The organism is Thermaurantiacus tibetensis (assembly GCF_015354055.1).
Lineage (GTDB): Bacteria > Pseudomonadota > Alphaproteobacteria > Sphingomonadales > Sphingomonadaceae > Thermaurantiacus > Thermaurantiacus tibetensis.
The window spans coordinates 726,155-743,084 of the sequence record NZ_JACHTM010000001.1 but is presented as its reverse complement, the minus strand read 5'-3'; the positions used below and the strand labels follow the sequence as shown (position 1 = coordinate 743,084).

Below are 16,930 nucleotides of genomic sequence, written 5' to 3'. Positions count from 1 at the left end.
CTCAGGCGGCAAGCGCGAGTTCGGTCGCCTCGAGGATGGCGCGCTTGGCGTCGAGCTCGGCCGCCTCGTGGGCGCCGCCGATCACGCGCGAGGGGATGCCGCGGGCGAGCAGCGCCTCGTGCAGGCTGCGCTCGGGCAACTGGCCGGCGCAGACGATGACCGTGTCCACGTCGAACAGCACCGGCTCGCCGTTGACGAGGGTGTGGAGCCCCGCGTCGTCGATGCGGACGTAGGTGACGCCCCCCAGCATCTTCACGCCACGACGGGCAAGGGTCAGCCGGTGGGTCCAGCCGGTCGTCCGGCCGAGCGAGCGGCCGAGCGGCCCCTCCTTGCGCTGGAGCATCACGACCTCGCGGTCGGCCTTCGCCACCTGCGGCTGGAGGCCGGTGACGCCGCCCGGCGGGTGGTTGGCGAAGTCGAGCCCCCATTCCTTCTGGAAGGTGGCGACGTCGAGCGCAGCCGAAGGCCCGGCGTGGGTGATGAACTCGGCAACGTCGAAGCCGATGCCGCCAGCCCCCATGATGGCGATCTTCCGGCCCACCGGCTTCCGGCCGAGGAGGACGTCGATGTAGCCGACCACCTTGGGGTGATCGATGCCGGGAACGTCCGGCACGCGCGGGGTGATGCCGGTGGCCACCACCACCTCGTCGAAGCCCTCTTCCGCCAGCATGTCGGCCGTGGCGCGCGTGCGGAGGCGGAGGTCGATGCCGAGAAGGTCGATCCGGCGGCGGAAGTAGCGCAGGGTCTCCTCGAACTCCTCCTTGCCGGGGATGCGCTTGGCCAGGTTGAACTGGCCGCCGATCTCGCCCGCGGCCTCGAAGAGGGTCACCCTGTGGCCGCGCGCGGCAAGCTCGGTCGCGCAGGCGAGGCCCGCCGGACCGGCGCCCACGACGGCAAGACGGCGTGGCCGCTCGGCCGGCCTGGGCACCAGGAGGGTCTCGTGGCAGGCGCGCGGGTTGACGAGGCAGCTCGTCAGCTTGCCCATGAAGGTGTGGTCGAGGCAGGCCTGGTTGCAGGCGATGCAGGTGTTGATCTCGTCCTCGCGGCCGTCGCGCGCCTTAAGGACGAGCTCGGGGTCGGCGAGCATGGGCCGCGCCATCGAGACGAGGTCGGCGTGGCCGGCCGCGAGCACCGCTTCGGCGACCTCGGGCATGTTGATGCGGTTCGAGGTGATCATCGGCACGCCGACATGGCGGCGGATGCGCCCCGTGACCTCGGCGAAGGCCGCGCGCGGCACCATGGTGGCGATGGTGGGCACCTGCGCCTCGTGCCAGGTGAAGTGGGTGCTGATGATGTTGGCGCCCGCCTTCTCCACCTCCTGCGCCAGGCGGATCACCTCGTCGCCCGAGAGCCCGCCTTCCAGCATGTCCATGGCCGGGATGCGGAAGATGAGGAGGAAGCGTTCGCCGACTGCCGCGCGCACCCGGCGCACCACCTCGAGGGGAAAGCGCATCCGGTTCTCGAAGCTGCCGCCCCAGCGGTCGGTACGAAGGTTGGTCTTCTCGACAAGGAAGGTCGAGAGGAGATAGCCGGCCGAGCCGATGATCTCGACTCCGTCATAGCCGGCGAGCTTCGCCATGGCCGCGCAATTGGCGAAGTCGGCCAGCTGTTTCTCGATTCCCGCCTCGTCGAGTTCGTTCGGCACGTAGCGCCCGATCCGCGATCTGACGGGCGAGGGGGCAACGCAGGCCGGCGTGCCGGCGAGCGGCCCGGCGTGGAGGATCTGGAGGCAGATCTTCACCTCCGGGTCGGCGGCGTGGACGGCCTCCGTCACGATCCGGTGGTTCGCGGCCTCCTCGGGCGTCGAGAGCTTGGCGCCCCCGCCGGTCGCCTCTTCATTGGGGCCGATCCCTCCGGTGATGATCATGCCGACGCCACCTTTCGCGCGCTCGGCGAAATAGGCCGCCATGCGGGGGAAGCCGTTGGGGATGTCCTCGAGGCCGGTGTGCATGGAGCCCATGAGGATCCGGTTCCTGAGGCGCATGAAGCCAAGATCGAGCGGCGTGAAGATGTGCGGGTAGCGGGGGTGAGCCATGGCGCGCGCGGTGGCAGCCGGCCGGCTGCCTGTCATCCTCCCCATTTCCGGCGGCTGCGGCAGCGCGCCGCGGATCCCGCAAGCCCGCCTCCGCCCTCCGCCTGCGCGGGCTGCCTCCCGGAGTCCCGACCGGCGGCCCCCTGCCCTGCCTGCTGCCCCCTTGCGCGCGCGGCCGCCCGGTTCAGATGTGGAGCGCCGGGCCCCGGACCGCGATCGCTGCTTCCTTCATCGCCTCGCTGTGCGTGGGGTGGGCATGGCAGGTGAGCGCGATATCCTCGGACGAGGCGCCGAACTCCATGGCCTGGGCCGCCTGGGCGATCATGGTGCCGGCCATCGAGCCCAGGATGTGGACCCCGAGCACCCGGTCGGTCGCGGCATCGGCGATGATCTTCACGAAGCCCGCCGTGTCGCGGTTGGTCTTGGCCCGGCTGTTGGCGAGGAAGGGGAAGGTGCCGATGCGGAGCTCATGACCAGCGGCGCGGGCCTCGGCCTCGGTCAGCCCGACGCTCGCTGCCTCGGGCATGGTGTAGACGACGGCCGGGATCACGGCGGGGTTCACATGGCCGACCCGGCCGGCGATCCACTCCGCCACTGCATGGCCCTCGTCCATCGCCTTGTGGGCGAGCATCGGCCCGGGGATGACGTCGCCGATGGCGCGGATGTGCGGCACGGCCGTGCGGAACTGGCCGTCGACCTCGATCTGGCCGCGCGCGTTGGTGACAAGGCCCGCCTTCTCGAGCGCGAGTCCGTCGGTGTTGGGGCGTCGGCCCACGGCCAGGAGCACCCGGTCCACTTCGACCGTGTCGGCCGGGCCGCCCGCGGCCGGCTCGAGGGTGACGCGCGCCCTGCCGCCCTCGCGCGCGATCTCCGCAACCTTGGTTCCGGTGCGAAGATCGAGCCCCTGCTTCTTCAGGATCTTCGCGAATTCCGTCGCAATGTCCGCATCCATCGCCGGCACGATCGAGGGCATATACTCGACGACCGTGACGTCTGCGCCGAGCCGCTTCCACACCGATCCCATCTCAAGCCCGATGTAGCCTCCCCCCACCACGAGGAGGCGGCGCGGCACCTCGGGAAAGTCGAGCGCCTCGGTCGAGGTGACGACGACCTCGCCGTCGGGCGCAAGACCCGGCGGGAAGGTGGGCTCCGAGCCAGTCGCGATGACGATGTGGTCGGCAGTGACCGTCTCGTCCCCGATCCGCACCGCGTTCGGCCCCTCGAAGGCGGCCGCACCCTTGAGCCACGTCACCCTGTTCTTGCGGAACAGGAACGCGATCCCGTCGGTCAGTTCGCGGACGGCCTTGGCCTTCTCCTTCATCATCGTGCCAAGATCGAGCTCCACCCCCTTGAAGGAGATACCGAACTTGGAGAGCGCACCACCTGCTGCCTCGGCGTAGAGCTCGGAGGCATGGAGAAGGGCCTTGGAGGGAATGCAGCCGACGTTGAGGCAGGTGCCTCCCAGCGTCGTGCGCTTCTCGGCGCAGGCCACCTTAAGGCCGAGCTGGGCGGCGCGGATGGCGGCAACATAGCCGCCAGGCCCGCCGCCGATCACGAGCACGTCATAGTCGGCCACGGGCAGCTCCTCAGAGATCGACAAGAAGGCGGGTCGGGTCCTCGAGCGCCTCCTTCACGCGGACCAGGAAGGTCACGGCCTCGCGCCCGTCGATGAGCCGGTGGTCGTAGCTGAGCGCGAGATACATCATCGGCCGGATGACGACCTGTCCGTTGCGCGCGACCGGCCGCTCCTCGATCCGGTGCATGCCAAGCACCCCCGATTGCGGCGGGTTGAGGATGGGCGTGGACAGGAGCGAGCCGAACACGCCCCCATTCGAGATGGTGAAGGTGCCGCCCTGCAGCTCCTCGAGGCGGAGCGTGCCGTCGCGGGCGCGCGCCCCGAAGTCGGCGATGGCCTTCTCGATCTCGGCGAAGCCCAGCCGGTCGGCATCGCGGAGCACCGGGACGACGAGCCCGTTGGGCCCCGAGACGGCGACGCCGACATCCATGTAGTTGTGGAAGACGATCTCGTCGCCGTCGATCCGCGCGTTGACGGCGGGCACGTCGCGCGCGGCGAGCACGCACGCCTTCACGAAGAAGGACATGAAGCCGAGGCGCACCCCGTGCTTCTTCTCGAACAGGTCCCGGTAGCGGGCGCGCGCCTCCATCACCGCCGTCATGTCGACGTCGTTGAAGGTGGTGAGCATCGCCGCCGTGTTCTGCGCTTCCTTCAGCCGCTTGGCGATCGTCTGGCGCAGGCGCGACATGCGCACCCGCTCCTCGGTGCGGGCCCCGGCGGCGGGCGCGGCCACAGCGGGCGCCGCGGGCGTTGCTCCCGCCGGGCGCACCCCGTCGGCACGCCGGCGCGCGGTGCCGGCCTCGATCGCGGCGAGCACGTCCGCCTTCGTGACCTGCCCGCCCTTGCCCGAGCCCGAAATCGAGGCCGGGTCGAGCGCATACTGGGCAATGAGCCGCTCGGCCGCCGGCGCGAGGCGCGGTTCAGCAGGCGCTGCGGGCGCGTCCGCCTCGGCAGGCGCGGGCGCGGCAGCCGGAGCGGCGTCCGGGCCGGGGGCAGGCGGCGCGGCCTCCGCGGCGTCGGCGGCCTTCGCCGCGCCCTCCGCTTCGGCAATGCGGGCGATGAGGGCGCCGACCTCGACCGTCTCGCCCACCTTGGCCAGCTGCTCGACGAGCACGCCGGCAACGGGCGCCGGCACTTCCACTGCCACCTTGTCGGTCTCGAGGCTGACGATCGGCTCGTCGGCCGCCACGCGGTCGCCCACCTGCTTCAGCCACTGGCCGACGCTCGCCTCGGTCACGCTCTCCCCGAGCGCCGGGATCCGCACATCGGTTGCCATCGCTCGTCCCCCTTCAGGCGGCCTTCACGCCGTCGCTGCCCTTCGCCCCGCCGCGGAGCGCCGAGCGGATGGCCGAGCGCACCTCGGCGCGGCTATGGCCGAGCGCTTCCGCGATGAGCTTGGTCTGCTCGGCGGCGTGGCGGCGGGCAAGCCCGGTCGCGGTGGCGGCGGATGCGGCCCGGCCCGCATAGACCGGCCGGCGGCCGAGCGCGACCTCGACGAGCGGGGCAACGAAGCTCCAGGCGCCGGCGTTCTGCGGCTCCTCCTGGGCCCAGACCACCGTCTCGAGCTTCGGGAAGCGGCGGGCGTAGTCGGCCACGATGTCGCCAGGGAAGGGGTAGAGCTGCTCGATCCGCAGGATGTAGAGGTCGTCGCGGCCCTCGGCGTCGCGCGCCTCGGCGAGGTCGTAGAAGACCTTGCCCGAGCAGAGGATGAGCCGGCGGACGCGGTCCGGATCGGGCGTGGCGAGGTCGTCGAGCACGCGGTGGAAGCTGGTGCCCTCCCCCAGCTCGTCGAGCCGCGAGACGGCGCGCTTGTGCCGCAGCAGCGACTTCGGCGTCATGAGGACGAGGGGTTTCCGGAAGTCGCGCAGCATCTGCCGCCGGAGGATGTGGAAGTAGTTGGCAGGGGTCGTGCAGTTGGCCACCTGCAGGTTGTCCTCGGCGCAGAGCTGGAGGAAGCGCTCGAGCCGAGCCGAGCTGTGCTCCGGCCCCTGGCCCTCGAACCCGTGCGGCAGCAGGAGCACGAGGCCGTTGGCGCGCAGCCACTTCGCCTCGCCGCTGGCGATGAACTGGTCGATCATCACCTGCGCGCCGTTGGCGAAGTCCCCGAACTGCGCTTCCCACATCACGAGGCAGCGCGGGTCGGCCAGCGCATAGCCATATTCGAAGCCGAGGACACCGAACTCGGAGAGCGGGCTGTCGAGGATCTCGCAGAAGCCGCCCAGCGTCTTCAGCGGCACGTGCTTCGCGCCGGTGCGCTGGTCCACCCACACGGCGTGGCGCTGGCTGAAGGTGCCACGGCCCGAATCCTGGCCCGAAAGCCGCACCCGGTGGACCGGGGGCACGGCAAGCAGGCTTGCGAAGGCCAGCTCCTCGGCGGTGGCCCAGTCGAGCCCCTCGCCCGCCTCGATCGCCCTGTCGCGCGCCTGGATGATGCGTGCGAGCGTCGGGTGGATGGCAAAGCCCTCGGGGACGACGTGGAGCCGGCGGGCGAGATCGCGCAGCGTCTCGACGGGCACGCCCGTCTCGGCGCCGCGCCGCGCCGTCACCGGGTCTCCGGGCTGGTGAATGCCTGCCCAGCGGCCGCCGAACCACTCTGCCTTGCCAGGCACGAAGGTCTTCGCCGCCTCGAACTCGCGCTCGAGCACCGCGACGTAGCGGTCGATCATGTCCTTCACGTCCTCCGGCGTCACCAGCCCTTCCGCGATCAGCCGCTCGGCATAAAGTTCCGAGACGGGGCGGTGGTTGCGGATGCGCGCGTACATGAGCGGCTGGGTGAAGGCCGGTTCGTCGGTCTCGTTGTGGCCGAAGCGCCGGTAGCACCACATGTCGATGACGACGTCGCGGTTGAACCGCTGGCGGAACTCGGTGGCCACCTTGGTGCAGAAGGTGACTGCCTCCGGGTCGTCGCCGTTCACATGGAAAATGGGGGCCTGCACGATCTTGGCCACGTCCGACGGATAGGGCGAGGAGCGGGCGAAGGCCGGCGAGGTGGTGAAGCCCACCTGGTTGTTGATGATGAAGTGGATCGCCCCGCCCGAGGAATAGCCCGGCACGCCCGAGAAGGAGAGGCACTCGGCAACGATCCCCTGCCCGGCGAAGGCGGCATCGCCGTGGAGCAGCACGGGAAGCACCGAGTCCTGCGCGGCATCGTCCCGGTCGGTGCCGGCCGCGCTGGCGACGAGGTCCTGCACGGCACGGGCCTTGCCGAGCACCACCGGGTTGACGGCCTCGAGGTGCGAGGGGTTGGGGGTGAGGGACAGGTGCACCCGGTTGCCGTCGAACGCGCGGTCGGTCGAGGTGCCGAGGTGGTACTTGACGTCGCCCGAGCCACCCACCTCGTCCTCGTGGGCAGAGCCGCCTGAGAACTCGTGGAAGATCGTCTGGAACGGCTTCTTCATCACGTTGGCAAGCACATTGAGGCGGCCACGGTGCGGCATGCCGATGACCATTTCGGTCACACCGTGGGCACCACCCACCTTGATGATCGATTCGAGCGCAGGGATCGCCGCCTCGCCGCCCTCCAGACCGAAGCGCTTGGTGCCCACGTACTTGCGGGCCAGGAACTTCTCGAACTGCTCGGCCTCGATGAGCTTGTTGAGGATCGCCTTCTTGCCCTCCGGCGTGAAATGGATCTCCTTGTCGCGGCCTTCGAACTTCTCCTGGAGGAAGCGGCGCTCCTCGACATCGTTGATGTGCATGTACTCGAGGCCGATGTTGCCGCAGTAGTTGCGCCGCAGCACCTCGACCAGCTCGCGGACCGTGATGGTCTCGATCCCGCCGAACATGCCACCGAGGTAGACGACGCGGTCGGGGTCGGTCAGCCCATGGAACTCGGGCGTGAGGTCGGCCGGCAGGGGCCGCTCGGCAAGCCCCAGCGGGTCAAGATGGGCGGCAAGGTGGCCCCGCACCCGGTAGGTGCGGATGAGCATCACCGCCCTGATGGAGTCGGCTGCCGCCTCGTGCGCCGAGAGCGGAGGCGCTGAAGGCGCAGCGCGGGCGACGGCAGCCGCCGCCTTCGCACCGTCGACGAGGGCGCCGAGCCCGGCATCGAGCGCAAGGGTCAGCTCGTCGGCGGGAAGCGGCGGCCAGTCGTGCCGCGCCCAGCTCGGCCGCGGCGGGGACTCGAACATCGCGTCGTCAGACATCGGAGGGACCTCGGCAGGGGCCTAGAAGCCTAGCCGCTCGCCCCGACGGGCTCAACCGAACCTCGGCGCGAATGCCTCCATCATGGCAGTCATGCCGCAAGCAGGTCCTTGAGCGTCCGGCCGAGGTCGGACGGGCTCGGCGAGATGCGGATGCCGGCCGCTTCCATGGCGGCCACCTTGTCTTCGGCCCTGCCCTGCCCGCCCGAGACGATGGCCCCCGCGTGGCCCATGCGCCGGCCCGGCGGGGCCGTCATCCCGGCGATGAAGCCCACCATCGGCTTGCTGCGGCCGCGCCGGCGCTCGTCGGCGATGAAGGCGGCCGCTTCCTCCTCGGCCGAGCCGCCGATCTCGCCGATCATGATGATGCTCTCGGTCTCGGGGTCGGCGAGGAACATCTCCAGCACGTCGATGAAGTTGGTGCCGTTGACCGGGTCGCCGCCGATGCCGACGGCGGTCGTCTGGCCGAGGCCGACCGCGCTCGTCTGGAACACCGCCTCGTAGGTGAGCGTGCCCGAGCGGGAGACGATGCCGACCGAGCCCTTACGGAAGATGGAGCCCGGCATGATCCCGATCTTGCAGGCCTCGGGCGTCAGCACGCCAGGGCAGTTGGGGCCGATGAGGCGCGACTTCGAGCCCTGGAGCGCGCGCTTGACCGGCACCATATCGAGCACCGGGATCCCCTCGGTGATGCAGACGATGAGCGGGATCTCGGCAGCGATCGCCTCGAGGATGGCATCGGCCGCGCCCATGGGCGGCACGTAGATGGCGGTTGCCGTTGCACCGGTTGCCGCCTTGGCTTCGGCCACGGTCTCGAAGACGGGAAGGCCGAGGTGCGTGGTGCCTCCCTTCCCCGGCGCGACGCCGCCGACGAGCTTCGTGCCGTAGGCGAGCGCCTGCTCGGAGTGGAAGGTGCCCTGCCGGCCGGTGAAGCCCTGGGTGATGACGCGGGTTTCGGAATCGACGAGGATCGCCATCGCTCAGGCTCCCTTCACGGCCGCGACAATCTTGCGCGCGGCATCGCCGAGATCGTCGGCCGGGATGATGTCGAGCTCCGAGGCGGCGAGGATCTCCTTGCCGAGCTCGACGTTGGTGCCCTCGAGCCGGACCACCAGCGGCACCTTGAGGTCGACCTCGCGGGCCGCCGCGATGATCCCTTCCGCAATGGTGTCGCAGCGCATGATCCCGCCGAAGATGTTGACGAGGATGCCGCGCACGGCCGGGTCGGCGAGGATGAGCTTGAAGGCCGCCGTCACCTTCTCCTTCGACGCCCCGCCGCCGACGTCGAGGAAGTTCGCCGGCTCGCCCCCTGAGAGCTTGATGATGTCCATGGTCGCCATCGCCAGGCCCGCGCCGTTCACGAGGCAGCCGATGTTGCCGTCGAGCTTGATGAAGGCGAGGTCGTGCTTCGAGGCCTCGATCTCGGCCGGCTCCTCCTCGTTGAGGTCGCGCAGCGCCACGATCTCGGGGTGGCGCGGCAGCGCGTTCGAATCGAAGTTCATCTTGGCGTCGAGCACGAGCAGGCGGTCGCCCGAGATGGCGAGCGGGTTGACCTCGATCTGGCTCGCGTCGAGCGCGACGAAGGCCTCGTAGAGCTTGGCCGCGAGGTCGGCCGCCTGCGCGGCGAGGTCTCCGCCAAGCCCAAGGGCCGCGGCGACCCGCCGGCCGTGGTGCGGCCGCCAGCCGGTCGCCGGGTCGACCGTCAGCGTCACGATCTTCTCCGGCGTCTCGTGGGCCACCTTCTCGATGTCCATGCCGCCCTCGGTCGAGACGACGGCGGCGATCCGGCCCGATGCCCGGTCGACGAGGAAGGCAAGGTAGAACTCGCGGTCGATGTCGACGCCGTCGGTCACGTAGAGCCGCTGGACGCGGCGCCCTGCGGGCCCGGTCTGGACGGTGATGAGCGTGTTGCCCAGCATCTCGGCGGCATGGGCGCGCACCTCGTCCTTCGACCGCGCGAGCCTCACCCCGCCCTTCGCGCCCTCGGGCAACTCGAGGAAGCGCCCCTTGCCGCGCCCGCCGGCGTGGATCTGCGCCTTGACGACGTAGAGCGGGCCGGGGAGCGAATCGACCGCCGCGACCGCTTCCTCGACCGAGAAGGCCGCCACGCCCTTCGGCACCGGCACGCCGAAGCGCGCGAGCAGATCCTTTGCCTGATGCTCATGGATGTTCATGCGTGCCCCCTCAGGCCAGCGCCGGCTCGAGCGCCCGGCAGGCGGCCACCAGTTCCTTCACGGCTTTGACCGAGACGTCGAAGTTGGCCCGGGCCTCGGCGTCGAGGTCGATCTCGACCACGCGCTCCACGCCGCCCGCGCCGATGATGACCGGCACCCCGACGTAGAGATCGTCCACGCCATATTGGCCGGTGAGGTGGGCCGCGCAGGGAAGCAGCCGCTTCTGGTCCTTGAGGTAGCTCTCGGCCATGGCGATCGCGCTGGCGGCGGGCGCATAATAGGCCGAGCCGGTCTTCAGGAGCCCCACGATCTCGCCACCGCCGCCCCGCGTGCGCTCAACGATGGCAGCGATCCGCTCCTCGGTCGACCAGCCCATCCGCACGAGATCGGGGACGGGGATTCCGGCTACGGTCGAGTATTTCACGACCGGCACCATGGTGTCACCGTGGCCGCCGAGCACGAAGGCGGTCACGTCCTTCACCGAAACCCCGAACTCCTCGGCGAGGAAGTGGCGGAAGCGGGCCGAATCGAGCACGCCGGCCATGCCGACCACCTTCGCGTGGGGGAAGCCCGTGAACTCGCGGAGCGCCCACACCATGGCGTCGAGCGGGTTGGTAACGACAATCACGAAGGCGTCGGGCGCGTGCGTCCTCAGGCCCTCGCCGACCGCCTTCATCACCTTCAGGTTGATTCCGAGCAGGTCGTCGCGGCTCATGCCGGGCTTTCTCGGCACGCCCGCCGTCACGATGGCGACGTCGGCGCCGGCGATGTCGGCATAGTCCTGGGTGCCGCGCAGCGTTGCGTCGAAGCCGTCGACGGGGGCGGACTGGGCGATGTCGAGCGCCTTGCCCTGCGGGGTGCCCTCGGCGATGTCGAAGAGGATCGCGTCCCCCAGTTCCTTCAGGCCCACGAGGTGGGCGAGCGTGCCGCCGATCATGCCGGCGCCGATGAGCGCGATCTTCGCTCGTGCCATGATGTCCCCTTCTTGCTGTCGGGCGGGCGACTAGCCCCTCACGCCGGCTCCGGCAACGGGTCGGCGAAGGTGCCGGGCCGGGCCAGGAACAGGGGCACGAAGGCGGCTGCGAGAAACATGAGGGCGAGCAGGTGGAAGGCATCGGCATAGGCCATGGTGAGCGCCTGCCGGCGCACCTCGCGGGCGAGCGCGCGCACGGCGAAGTTCTCCGGGTCGGCAAGCCCGCGGCTGGCGGCAAAGCCGGCCATCTGCTCGAGCCTCGCCAGGATCTCGGGCCGGGCAGCGTTCGTGGCCGATTCGGCAAGCCAGGCCTGGTGGTCGTTGAAGCGGGCCGCCGTCACCGAGTTGATGAGAGCGATCCCGACGGCCCCGCCGACGTTGCGGAACAGGGTGAAGAAGCCGGTCGAGTCCTTGATCTGCGCCTGCGGCAGGGTGGCGAAGGCGATGATGGAAATGGGGAGGATGCAGAACATGATCCCCATGCCGCGGAGCAGCTGCGGCCAGAACAGCTCGGCAAAGCGCCACTCGACGGTCACGAAGCTCGTCATCCAGGTGGACGCGGCAAGCAGGAGGAAGCCGCAGGAGGCGACCACCCGCGGATCGAGCCGGTTGGCGAGGACGGCGGAGACGGGCGCGGTCAGCGCCATGGCGAGCCCCGAGACCCAGACGGTGGTGCCGATCTGCCCCGACGTCATGCCGGCGATCCGGCCGAGGAACATGGGGTAGAGATAGACGAGGCCGTAGAGGCCGATCCCGAAGATGGCGCCAAGCGTGACGCCAGCGGTGAAGTTGAGGTTCGCAAACGCCTCGACCCGGATGATGGGCTCCTCCGCCGTCATCACCCGGTGCCAGAGCAGCAGGGCCGCAGCGATGACGACCCCGGTCATGGTGCGGATCCAGAAATCCTCGAACCACTGTGCCCGCGTGCCTTCTTCCAGCACATAGACGAGGCCGCCGCACACGAGGCTGAGCGCCAGGAGCCCCGGCAGGTCGATCCGGCGCAGGAGCGCGAAGGCCGGCCGGTCGATGTCGACGAGAAGGACAACCGCCAGCGTGATGACGAGGCCAGGAACGATGTTGACGAGGAAGAGCCAGTGCCAGGAGAAGAGGCTCGTGATCCAGCCGCCGAGCACCGGCCCCACGATCGGCGCGAGGGTGACGATGAACGAGGTCATGGCGGTCACCGCCGTCTGGCGGGAGCGGCCGAACATCATGAACGAGGCGGCGTAGACGGTCGGGATCATGGCGCCGCCGAGGAAACCCTGCGCCGCGCGGGCAACCACCATGGCCTCGATGGTGGTGGCGAGCGCGCAGGCGAGGCTCGCCAGCGTGAAGCCGGCGCAGGAAAGGGCGAAGAGCCAGCGGATGGAGAGCGCGCGGGCGAGGAAGCCCGAGAGCGGGATCATGATGACCTCGGCGACGAGGTAGCTCGTCTGCACCCAGGCGATCTCGTCGGCCGAGGCCGCAAGCCCGGCCTGGATCTCGCCGAGCGAGGCCGCGACGATCTGGATGTCGAGGATGGCGAGGAACATGCCGAACGCCATGAGCATGAAGGCGAACAGGAGCCGCGGCGGCGGCAGGCCCTCGCCCGCGGTCATGGCCGGCGTGCGGCCCGGCGCATGTCCACCCTGACCCGCGCGGAAAGCCCTGGGATCAGGCGCACCCCCTCTGGCAGGGGCCGGGCGATCGCGATCTTGACGGGCACGCGCTGGACCACCCGCGTGAAGTTGCCCGTCGCGTTCTCAGGGGGAATGATCGAGAAGCGCGAGCCGGCGGCCGGCGCGAAGGAGAGGATCCGCCCTTCGAGCGGCACGCCGGGCCAGGCGTCGAGCCGCACCTCGACCGGCTGGCCGGGCACCATGCCCGCCACCTGCGTCTCCTTGAAGTTGGCCACCAGATAGGCCTCCTCCACCGGCACCAGCACCAGGAGCTGCTGGCCGGTGCGGGCGTAGGCGCCGACGCGCGCCGAGAGGTTCCCGACCACGCCGTCGCGCGGCGCCCGCAGAACCGTGTTGGCAAGATCGACCCGCGCCGCCTCGAGCGCGGCAACCGCCGCGGCAAGCCCGGCCGCCTCGCCGCCGGCGGTGCCGGTTGCGGCCGTGCGGCTGGCCCTGGCGGCGGCAAGCGCGGCCCGCCGCTCGGCGACCCGCGCTTCGGCAGCCCCCAGCTCCGCACGCCTGGCATCCACCTGGGCGCGGGTGGCAAAGCCGCGCTTCAGCAGCTCCTCGGCGCGCGCCATGTCGGCCCGGGCGCGCACGACTTCGGCTTCGGCCGCGCGCAGCTCCGCCTCCGCCTCGCCGATGCGCGACCGGACGGCGCTGGCGCTTGCGCGCGCTGCGCCCGTCAGCCGCTCCATCCGCGCGACCTCCGCCTCCGCCCGGGCCACCGCCGCCCGCCAGTCCGCATCCTCAAGGCGAACAAGCACGTCCCCTTTGCGCACCGGCTGGTTGTCGGTGACGGCCACCTCGGCGATGTAGCCCGGCACCCTTGGCGCAATGACGGCGATGTCTGCCTCGACATAGGCGTTGTCGGTGGTGCGGACGTGGCGGCCCTCGAGCCACCACCAGAGCCCTCCGGCCGCTGCCAGCAGGAGAACGAGGCCGACGACCGCCGGGAACAGGAGACGCTGCATCGCGCTTCCGCCTGCGCCGAGGCGAAGGCCCGGGCAAGCCTCGCAAAACCGGAAGGCTCAGGCGAAGGCGCGGAGGCCGTGGCCTTCGGCGAGATAGGCGGCGGACTGCATCTCGTGGAGCCGCGAGACGGTGCGGGCGAACTCGAAGGCGCCGTCTCCGGCCGGGTAGAGCCCCTCGGGCGGTGCATCGGCCCCGATCACCAGCTTCACGCGCCAGTCGTAGAGCGCGTCCACGAAGGCGACGAAGCGCGCGGCGGCGTTGCGCATCTCGGGGCCCATCACCGGCACGCCGACCAGGAACACCGTGTGATAGGCCTGCGCGATCGCGAGATACTCCTCAGGTCCATGCGGCCCCTCGATCAGCTTCCGGAACGAGAAGACCGCCACGCCCTTGAGCGACTTCGGCACGTGGAGCGTCCGCCCCGAGGGCAACGCAAGCGTGGCCGAGGGCACCCGGGCGCGATCCTCGACCGGAAAGTCGGTCAGGCGGAAGAAGAGCTCGGCCATGGCGGCCGTGGTCTCCGGCCCGTTCGGCACGTGGTAGACGGGAAGCCCGCCCATCCGCTCCAGCCGGTAGTCGACGGGGCCGTCGAGGCGCAGGACGTCGAGCCGGGTCTCGAGAAGCGCGATGAAGGGGAGGAAGAGCTCGCGGTTGAGCCCGTCGCGGTAGAGATCCGCCGGCGCGCGGTTGGAGGTTGTCACCACGGTGACGCCGGCGGCGAGCAGCCCCTCGAACAGGCGCGAGAGGATCATGGCGTCGGCCACGTTCGTCACCTGCATCTCGTCGAGGCAGAGGAGCCGCGCCTCGCGGCCGAGGACACGGGCAAGCGGCGGGATGGGGTCGCCGGGGTCATCCCGGCGCTGCGCGGCGATCCGGGCATGGACCTCCAGCATGAAGGCGTGGAAGTGGACCCGGCGCTTCGTGACCCCTTCGACGTTGCGGAAGAAGAGGTCCATCAGCATCGACTTGCCGCGCCCCACCCCGCCCCAGATGTAGGCGCCGCGCACGGCCTCGGCCTTCGCGCCGAACAGGCGGGCGAGCCGGCCCGGAGGCGGCGCGGCAAGCGCGGAGGCAAGCCGGTCGAGGTGGTTGGCAACTGCCTCCTGATCCGCATCCGGCCGAAGCTCGCCGCTCTCGCGCAGCGCCCGGTAGGCGGCGAGCAGGCCCGTCACCGGTCGGCCCGGGGCACCTTTCTCAGGATGCCGTGCCACTGCGCCACCAGGTGCGCGCCCTCGTCCTGGGTGAGGGTGCCGGCCACCCAGACGAGCTTCCCCGTTTCCTTGACGATGTGGCCGCGGCCCTCGAGCACCCGGCCCACATGGCCTGCACCCAGAAAGTCGGTCGAGGACTGGAGGGTGACGGCCGCCTGGGTCTCGAGCATGTGGCGGATGGTCGCGAACATGGCGACGTCGACGAAGGCCATGAGGAAGCCGCCGTGGAGAAAGCCGAGGCCGTTGGCGTGGCGCCGCGCGGTCTCGATGGCTGAGATCACCTCGCCATCCGCCTCGCGGTAGTAGACGTCTCCGAGGTGGTCGACGAAGCGACCCTCGGGCCGGGCGTGCCAGCACTTCCAGCCCGCCCAGGGCCCTTCTTCCACCAGTTTCGCGGGCATGGCGCCTGCGCTAGCCGTGGCCGCCGGCAAGCGCAAGGAACTGGGACCATGACGATCAGGACGGAACGCGACGGGCCCGTGCTCACGGTCATGATCGACCGGCCCGAGGTGCGCAACGCCGTGGACCCTTCAACGGCTGACGCCCTGCGAGACGCCTTCTCGGCCTTCGAGGCCGACGGCGAGCTCGCAGTCGCGGTGCTCGCCGGCGCCGGCGGCACCTTCTGTGCAGGGTTCGATCTGCGTGCGGTGGCCGCCACGGTGCCGGACCCGGCCGGCCCCGGCCCGATGGGGCCGACGCGGATGCTGCTGTCGAAGCCCGTCATCGCGGCCGTCGAGGGCCATGCGGTGGCCGGCGGCCTCGAGCTCGCCCTCTGGTGCGATCTCAGGATCGTCTCGGAAACCGCTGTCTTCGGGGTGTTCTGCCGGCGCTGGGGGGTGCCGCTCATCGACGGCGGCACGGTACGTCTGCCGCGCATCGTCGGCCAGGGCCGCGCGCTCGACATGATTCTCACCGGCCGGGCGGTCGAGGCGCGGGAAGCGCTCTCCTGGGGCCTTGCCGACCGGCTGGTGCCGGCGGGCGCGGCGCTTGCCGAAGCGCAGGAGCTGGCAGCGGCGATCGCCCGCTTCCCGCAGGCCTGCCTGCGCGCGGACCGGCTATCGGCCCACCGGCAGTGGGAGCTTTCGCTCGATGCAGCGCTCCTCGCCGAGGCCGAAGGGGGCATGGCGCCGCTTGCTGATGAGGCCGTGGCGGGGGCTGCGCGGTTCGTGGCCGGCGCGGGGCGCGGCGGCGCGTTCGACGGCTGAGCCGTCCCCTCTTGCCCGGCCTTGACCCGGGAGGCCGCTTGCCAAGGGGCCTGCGCCCCGCACCCCTCCCCGCCCGCGTCCTCCAGCCGCCGGGGGCCGCCGCGCCCGCTCGCCTTCGCCCCCTGCCGCTCGCGCCCTGCCCTGCCCTTCGGCATCCCCGCCCGCGGCCAGCCCCGCGCGGGCTGCGCGCTCAGGCGCGCTCCAGCATCATCTTCTTGATCTCGGCGATCGCCTTCGCGGGGTTGAGGCCCTTGGGGCACACCGTCGCGCAGTTCATGATGGTGTGGCAGCGGTAGAGCCGGAACGGGTCTTCCAGCGCGTCGAGCCGTTCGCCGGTTGCCTCGTCGCGGCTGTCGGCAAGCCAGCGGTAGGCCTGGAGAAGGATGGCCGGGCCGAGGAACCGGTCGCCGTTCCACCAGTAGCTGGGGCAGGAGGTGGAGCAGCAGGCGCACAGGATGCACTCGTAGAGGCCGTCGAGCTTCGCCCGGTCTTCAGGGGCCTGCAGCCGTTCCTTCATGTTGGGGGTCGGCGTCGAGGTCTGCAGCCACGGCTTGATGGACGCATACTGCGCGTAGAAGTGGGTCATGTCGGGCACGAGATCCTTCACCACTTCCATGTGCGGGAGCGGCGTGATGGTGACCTCGCCCTTCACGTCCTCGATGGCCTTGGTGCAGGCGAGCGTGTTCGACCCGTCGATGTTCATGGCGCAGGAGCCGCAGATGCCTTCCCGGCACGAGCGGCGGAAGGTGAGCGTCGAGTCCACCTCGCCCTTGATCTTGATGAGGGCGTCGAGGACCATCGGCCCGCAGTCGTCGAGGTCGATGGTGTAGCGGTCGAACCGCGGGTTCTCGCCCGAATCCGGCGACCAGCGGTAGATGCGGAACGTCTTGGTGCGCTTGGCACCCGCAGGCGCCGGGTAGGTCCTGCCTTGGCCGGAGATGCGGCTGTTCGCGGGAAGGGTCAGCTTTGCCATTCTCGTGCCCC

The 16,930-nt window shown here is 70.6% G+C and carries 13 protein-coding genes; 1 reads left to right on the top strand and 12 read right to left on the bottom strand.

The window, feature by feature from the left end; genetic code table 11:
- Position 1 precedes the first annotated feature (1 nt).
- The 11 genes from H3H34_RS03720 to H3H34_RS03670 all read right to left on the bottom strand — a co-directional run bounded on the left by H3H34_RS03720 (position 2) and on the right by H3H34_RS03670 (position 15,142).
- Complete coding sequence (locus tag H3H34_RS03720) at positions 2-2,080, bottom strand: NADPH-dependent 2,4-dienoyl-CoA reductase (protein WP_328831143.1); 2,079 nt, start codon at positions 2,078-2,080, stop codon at positions 2-4.
- A 136-nt stretch (positions 2,081-2,216) separates the two neighbouring features.
- The gene (gene lpdA, locus H3H34_RS03715; protein WP_408033945.1) at positions 2,217-3,632 is read right to left on the bottom strand and encodes a dihydrolipoyl dehydrogenase; all 1,416 of its coding nucleotides are present in this window, start codon (positions 3,630-3,632) and stop codon (positions 2,217-2,219) included.
- Positions 3,619-4,884 (bottom strand): 2-oxoglutarate dehydrogenase complex dihydrolipoyllysine-residue succinyltransferase, encoded by a 1,266-nt coding sequence (gene odhB, locus H3H34_RS03710; RefSeq protein ID WP_194743865.1) that lies wholly within the window; start codon positions 4,882-4,884, stop codon positions 3,619-3,621. The genes lpdA and odhB overlap by 14 nt, the downstream gene beginning before the upstream one ends.
- Before the next feature lie 13 nt (positions 4,885-4,897).
- Positions 4,898-7,753 (bottom strand): 2-oxoglutarate dehydrogenase E1 component, encoded by a 2,856-nt coding sequence (locus H3H34_RS03705; RefSeq protein ID WP_194743864.1) that lies wholly within the window; start codon positions 7,751-7,753, stop codon positions 4,898-4,900.
- Between the two features lie 89 nt (positions 7,754-7,842).
- Positions 7,843-8,727, bottom strand: coding sequence for a succinate--CoA ligase subunit alpha (gene sucD, locus H3H34_RS03700; RefSeq protein WP_194743863.1), 885 nt, complete (start codon positions 8,725-8,727; stop codon positions 7,843-7,845).
- A gap of 3 nt (positions 8,728-8,730) precedes the next feature.
- Positions 8,731-9,924 carry an ADP-forming succinate--CoA ligase subunit beta gene (gene sucC / locus H3H34_RS03695; RefSeq protein ID WP_194743862.1) on the bottom strand — a complete coding sequence of 398 codons (1,194 nt, stop codon included), beginning with the start codon at positions 9,922-9,924 and terminating at the stop codon, positions 8,731-8,733.
- Between the two features lie 10 nt (positions 9,925-9,934).
- Entirely contained in the window at positions 9,935-10,897 is a 963-nt protein-coding gene (gene mdh / locus H3H34_RS03690) for a malate dehydrogenase (protein WP_194743861.1), read from the bottom strand.
- A gap of 38 nt (positions 10,898-10,935) precedes the next feature.
- Positions 10,936-12,495, bottom strand: coding sequence for a DHA2 family efflux MFS transporter permease subunit (locus H3H34_RS03685; RefSeq protein ID WP_194743860.1), 1,560 nt, complete (start codon positions 12,493-12,495; stop codon positions 10,936-10,938).
- On the bottom strand, positions 12,492-13,529 hold the full coding sequence (locus H3H34_RS03680) for an HlyD family secretion protein (protein WP_194743859.1): 1,038 nt from the start codon (positions 13,527-13,529) through the stop codon (positions 12,492-12,494). Before H3H34_RS03680 ends, H3H34_RS03685 begins: the two co-directional genes overlap by 4 nt.
- A 57-nt stretch (positions 13,530-13,586) precedes the next feature.
- Positions 13,587-14,702, bottom strand: coding sequence for a cell division protein ZapE (gene zapE, locus H3H34_RS03675; protein ID WP_194743858.1), 1,116 nt, complete (start codon positions 14,700-14,702; stop codon positions 13,587-13,589).
- Positions 14,699-15,142, bottom strand: coding sequence for a PaaI family thioesterase (locus tag H3H34_RS03670; RefSeq protein WP_194743857.1), 444 nt, complete (start codon positions 15,140-15,142; stop codon positions 14,699-14,701). Before H3H34_RS03670 ends, zapE begins: the two co-directional genes overlap by 4 nt.
- Before the next feature lie 48 nt (positions 15,143-15,190).
- On the opposite strand from H3H34_RS03670, the gene H3H34_RS03665 reads away from it, so the two are divergent.
- Positions 15,191-15,946, top strand: a complete 756-nt coding sequence (locus tag H3H34_RS03665; protein ID WP_194743856.1) for a crotonase/enoyl-CoA hydratase family protein — start codon at positions 15,191-15,193, stop codon at positions 15,944-15,946.
- Positions 15,947-16,136: 190 nt separating this feature from the next.
- Here the strand turns inward: H3H34_RS03665 and H3H34_RS03660 are convergent, their stop codons facing one another.
- On the bottom strand, positions 16,137-16,919 hold the full coding sequence (locus H3H34_RS03660; RefSeq protein ID WP_194743855.1) for a succinate dehydrogenase iron-sulfur subunit: 783 nt from the start codon (positions 16,917-16,919) through the stop codon (positions 16,137-16,139).
- Between the last annotated feature and the right edge of the window lie 11 nt (positions 16,920-16,930).